5 protein-coding genes are annotated in these 4752 nt (G+C 55.8%); 3 read left to right on the top strand and 2 right to left on the bottom strand.

Translation table 11 applies throughout. From position 1 onward, the window contains the following. Positions 1–613 (bottom strand): 2-dehydro-3-deoxygalactonokinase (locus ACOYNV_RS25730; protein WP_422902667.1); only part of this gene is annotated, 613 nt, incomplete at its 3' end. Continuing rightward, on the bottom strand, positions 610–1182 hold the full coding sequence (locus ACOYNV_RS25725; RefSeq protein WP_422902666.1) for a gluconokinase: 573 nt from the start codon (positions 1180–1182) through the stop codon (positions 610–612). The genes ACOYNV_RS25730 and ACOYNV_RS25725, both read right to left, overlap by 4 nt. Positions 1183–1385: 203 nt before the next feature. Here ACOYNV_RS25725 and gnd point away from each other — a divergent pair, with 203 nt between their 5' ends. The 3 genes from gnd to ACOYNV_RS25710 all read left to right on the top strand — a co-directional run. Next, entirely contained in the window at positions 1386–2834 is a 1449-nt protein-coding gene (gene gnd / locus ACOYNV_RS25720) for a decarboxylating NADP(+)-dependent phosphogluconate dehydrogenase (protein ID WP_422902665.1), read from the top strand. Positions 2835–2967: 133 nt separating this feature from the next. Then, positions 2968–4032 carry a LacI family DNA-binding transcriptional regulator gene (locus ACOYNV_RS25715; RefSeq protein ID WP_422902664.1) on the top strand — a complete coding sequence of 355 codons (1065 nt, stop codon included), beginning with the start codon at positions 2968–2970 and terminating at the stop codon, positions 4030–4032. Positions 4033–4117: 85 nt separating this feature from the next. Next, a partial coding sequence (locus ACOYNV_RS25710) for an amino acid ABC transporter permease (RefSeq protein ID WP_422902663.1) occupies positions 4118–4752 on the top strand: 635 nt, incomplete at its 3' end.

Raw genomic sequence — 4752 nt, 5'->3', positions numbered from 1 at the left:
GCTCGCACAGCGCGGCAAAGACCTCGCCCGTCATGAAGGTGTGGAAATGCTCGATGTAGCTTTGTGCTTCATCATGCTGCCTTCGTACCTGTACCCATTTGGAATGACTGCCAGGCAAGCCGATCAGGATTTCGGACGGAGTGTTGCCAGCATCAAGCATGCTGAGCGCGCCTATCACCTGGGTTTCTTCACCACGCATGACATTGGGCAGTGCCGAGTGCTCGATCAGGCCGGGGACGATGTGGACGATCTGGCCGCCTCGGGTCTGCACGGTGCTCAGGGTGCCTCCGATCCGGTCGACCGCAATCGGTACCGACAGATAGGGTGCTTCGTGCCAGCCCTGGCGGCTGCCTACCATCCCGGCCGCGATCACCGGGGCGTGCGGTGCGGCGCGCAGCCAGCCGCCGCAAGCCTCTGCAAAAGCAAATTCAAAGTTTGACTTTGCATCGCCGCCGGAAGATTCGGGTAGCACGAGCTGTGGCAGCTTCATCACGCCCCAAGGCAAGGAGCGCAACTCCAACACCCGACCGGCAGCACCGAGACGATAAGCCCGCAACGAGGAGGTGCCCCAGTCGAGTGCGATGAGCTGTGTTTGACTCTGTGCCTGATTCATCGTTTGGCGTTTGATCGAAACCCCTGGGCATCAATCCACTGGATGGTCCTGGCGCACAGCACGGACGGCGCCATCGCACCATCCAGCTCAAGCGCGTATTCCTCTCCGCGAGGATCCTCCAGGGTCGCAAATTGGCTTGCAACCAGGCTACTTGGGAATGGATGCCCTCCGAATCGAGCTTGTACCCGCGCATTCGCTAGTTCCTGCGTGACGCTGAGATGCACGAAGCAGAGCCGCGGAACCACTTGGCGAAGGCGCACCCGATAGGCACGTTTGAGCGCAGAACACGCCAGAACCGCCCCGTCGGGATGACTTAGCAATTCAAGACCAAGACGATCCAGCCACGCCTCCCGATCCGTGTCGTCCAGGGCTACTCCCTGGCTCATTTTCTGGATATTTTCTGGGGGATGAAACTGATCACCCTCGATGAAAGGCAGCTTCAGCGCGTCGGCGACAAGCTCGGCGAGTGTGGACTTGCCGCACCCGGCGACCCCCATGACGATGATCCATAGACCCTCCCGACGATGATCGGCTGATGGGGATGGCGCGGATGTCTGAACCTGAATCATTGAGGGTTCTCAAAATTGATAGCGCTATCTTAGCGATCAATTGGTGTAAGTCTAACCTGACCTGCCTGCGCGCTCGCGCTCGTAACGCAAGGGTTCGTGTGTGCCAATGTGAATGTGCATTCCACTTATGATTGCTTCAACCGGTTGCGCAAAGAGAGCCGATCGGCCGTTGCGAACTATTCAATCGATTGGAAGTAAATGGTATGCCCTCTCAAATAGGACTCATAGGTGTGGGATTGATGGGTGAAAACCTGGTCCTCAATATGGCAGGCAAAGGGTTCGCCGTTTCAGTCTTTGATGCTTCAAAGGCAAAAGTTGAAAAATTCGTCGCTGGCAGAGGACAAGGAAAGAAAATTCGCGGATGTTCTTCAATTCAGGATCTGATCGAGTCTCTTGAGTTGCCGAGAAGGGTCATGTTGATGATCCCGGCCGGAAAGCCGGTTGATGAAATCATTGAGGCGCTCATCGCTTTTCTTGATGAGGGAGACATCATCATTGACGGAGGAAACTCCCATTTTTCAGATACTTCACGACGAACCAGGATGCTTGAAAGCAAGGGGCTGCTGTATGTGGGAGCGGGCGTGTCTGGCGGTGAAGAAGGTGCTTTGTTGGGCCCTTCGATCATGCCCGGAGGCTCTGCTGCGGCATGGCAAAGTGTCAGACCGATCTTTCAAGCCATCGCCTCGAAGGTCGACGACGGTGTTCCATGTTGCGACTGGATCGGAGAAGAGGGATCAGGCCATTTCGTCAAAATGGTTCACAACGGAATTGAATATGGCGACATGCAATTGATATGCGAGGTCTATGACGTCATGCGAACTCTATTGGGCATGACGGCGGACGAGATGTACGCTGTGTTCAAGCAGTGGAGCGAAGGGGAGCTGAAAAGCTATTTGATTGAGATCACCAGGGATATTTTCGCAGTTAGAGATGATGACGGACTGCCCTTGCTCGACAAAATCCTGGACAAGGCGGGCCAGAAGGGGACAGGGAAATGGGCAGTAGCTACCGCACTTGACCTTGCCGCGCCGCTCACGCTGATAACTGAGGCGGTGTTTGCCCGCGTACTCTCCGCCATGAAAGAGGAGAGAGTGTCGGCGTCAAGAGCATTGAAGGGCCCCGAGGTTCACTTTTCAGGCAACAGGAAAGACTTGATTGATGAACTTGGGAAAGCCTTGTATGCGGCAAAAATCATTTCGTATGCACAAGGGTATCAATTGATGCGAGCGGCGGCGATCGATTTCGGCTGGAAATTGAACTACGGCGGCATCGCACTCATGTGGCGCGGCGGCTGCATTATTCGTTCGGTGTTGCTGGCCAAGATCAAGGACGCCTTTGATTTGAATCCCAAACTGGCGAATCTTCTGATGGATCCGTTTTTTACAGAAACGGTTGCTGTGTCTCAGCTTTCATTGAGAAGGGTGCTTGGTGAAGCCATAGCGAACGGAATCCCGGTACCTGCCATGTCCTCCGCACTGGCCTACTACGATGGATACCGAAGTGCAAATCTACCGGCAAATCTCTTGCAGGCGCAGAGGGACTATTTCGGCGCGCACCAGTATGAGCGCGTAGACATGCCGAGTGGCTCGTATTTCCATTCCAACTGGACCGGCCGAGGCGGTGAGACGGCGTCTACGGTTTATTCTGCATAAGTGACAAATTTTCGGCTGGACAGGCGCATGCTTGCCGTCGATTCCTGCCATCGTATTTGAGTTTTCTATCGGTATCCGGTAGCATCCACTGAAAACGGTTTCAATCAATTTTGACGAGTTGCTTCGATTTCAAATGCCAACCAGGACTCCTGTTCGAACCGCACCCACAGCGCGCGCCACCATTGCCGATGTAGCGCGGCAAGCCGGTGTCTCCAAGGCCACGGTTTCCAGATTCCTGAACCACCGTGACAAATTGCTCACCAAGGGCATCGCAACACGGGTGGAGGTCGCCATCGCGGCCCTCTCCTACAGCCCGAACCCGATGGCGCAGGCGCTCAAGCGTGGTCGCTCGCGGCTGATCGGGCTGGTGGTCGCTGACGTAAGCAACCCGTTTTCTGTGGCGGTGTTGCGTGGCGCTGAAAAAGCATGCCAGCAGGCTGGCTATCTGCTCATGCTTTTCAACCTTGGAAATGACAGTGGGCGTGAGCGCGAAGCAATTGAAACACTCACAGCGTATCAAGTAGAAGGTTTTATTCTCAACACGCTGGGCCAGGATGGCGGCGCCGCAGTGGAAGCGGTCCGTCACGGCAAGCCGGTGGTGCTGGTCGACCGGCGCCACCATGATATGCGCGCCGACTTTGTATCGCTGGACAACGCTGACGCGGTTCGCATGGGGGCCCGCCATTTGGTGGAGGCGGGCTACCGCGAGTTGTTGTTTGTCTCGGAGCCAGTCAAGGACGTCAGTCCGCGTGAAGAACGTAAATCTGCTTTCTGCCGCTATATCAGCGAGTCAGAGAACAGCATCACCAACCTGCATGGCAGCACGTTCGAAAGTATGGCGGACGACCCGGAGACCGAACTCAGCAACGCGCTCCAGTGTCTGCGCCAGAGCGCAGGCGAACGTCTGCCAGGCATACTCTCGAGCAACGCGGTAGTGACTTTGCGGGTCGTGGCCGCGATGACGCGTCTTGGGTTGCGCCTGGGCACTGATATCGGCCTGGTTGGCTTCGACGAAACCGAGTGGTCGCCTTACGTCGGGCCGGGTCTGAGCACCATTGCTCAACCAACCGATGATTTGGGCAGAATCGCCGCGGACTGCCTGATCGAACGCCTCAAAGGTCTGGAACTGCCACCACGCCAGATATTGTTATCTGGCCGATTGATGCCCCGAGGCTCCTCCGTTCCTGCACCAGCATAAGAGGAGTCAGGGTTTACCCTGATGTTTGCTCAGAAAGAAGTGCTTCTATAATTCCTGAAACCGGTTTCAGTTATGGTTCCAGTTCATGAAGTACACATTTCAGTTTGATGCTGTTTTTGCTGCCTGGCCCCTGTTGCTCAAAGGGACCTGGAGCACCATTGAACTGTCGATATTGGCCATGCTGGCCGGGCTGGTGGTTGCCATCTTGTGCGCGTGGGGAAAAACCTCAGGGCCGCGCCCCTTGCGTTGGCTCATTAACGCCTACATAGAACTGATCCGCAATACACCGTTTCTGGTGCAGCTTTTCTTCTTCTTTTTTGCCTTGCCTGCCATCGGCTTGCGCTGGTCCGCGCATACCGCGGCCCTGACGGCCATGGTGGTCAATCTGGGCGCTTACGCCACCGAGATTATCCGCGCCGGTATCGAGTCCATACCCCGAGGCCAGATTGAAGCCGGTCTGGCACTCGACCTCAAACGCCACCAGATATTTCGTTTCGTCATTTTGAAACCTGCACTGCGCGCTGTGTATCCGGCACTGACCAGTCAGTTCATTTTGCTAATGCTCAGTTCCAGCGTGGTGTCGGCCATATCGGCCGACGACCTGACCTCTGTCGCGGCCAACCTGCAGTCGCAAACCTTTCGCAGCTTTGAGATCTACATCGTCGTGGCTGTCATCTATCTGGTGCTTGCGCTTTTGTTTTCCGCACTGTTCCGAACCAT

Source organism: Propionivibrio sp. (assembly GCF_049316945.1).
GTDB lineage: Bacteria > Pseudomonadota > Gammaproteobacteria > Burkholderiales > Rhodocyclaceae > Propionivibrio.
This window is presented reverse-complemented; position numbering and strand designations above follow the sequence as displayed.

Bases quoted from the DNA above. Each gene is read 5' to 3' on its own strand.
- ACOYNV_RS25725 (WP_422902666.1), bottom strand. From the start codon at position 1,182: ATGATTCAGGTTCAGACATCCGCGCCATCCCCATCAGCCGATCATCGT.
- gnd (WP_422902665.1), top strand. From the start codon at position 1,386: ATGCCCTCTCAAATAGGACTCATAGGTGTGGGATTGATGGGTGAAAAC.
- ACOYNV_RS25715 (WP_422902664.1), top strand. From the start codon at position 2,968: ATGCCAACCAGGACTCCTGTTCGAACCGCACCCACAGCGCGCGCCACC.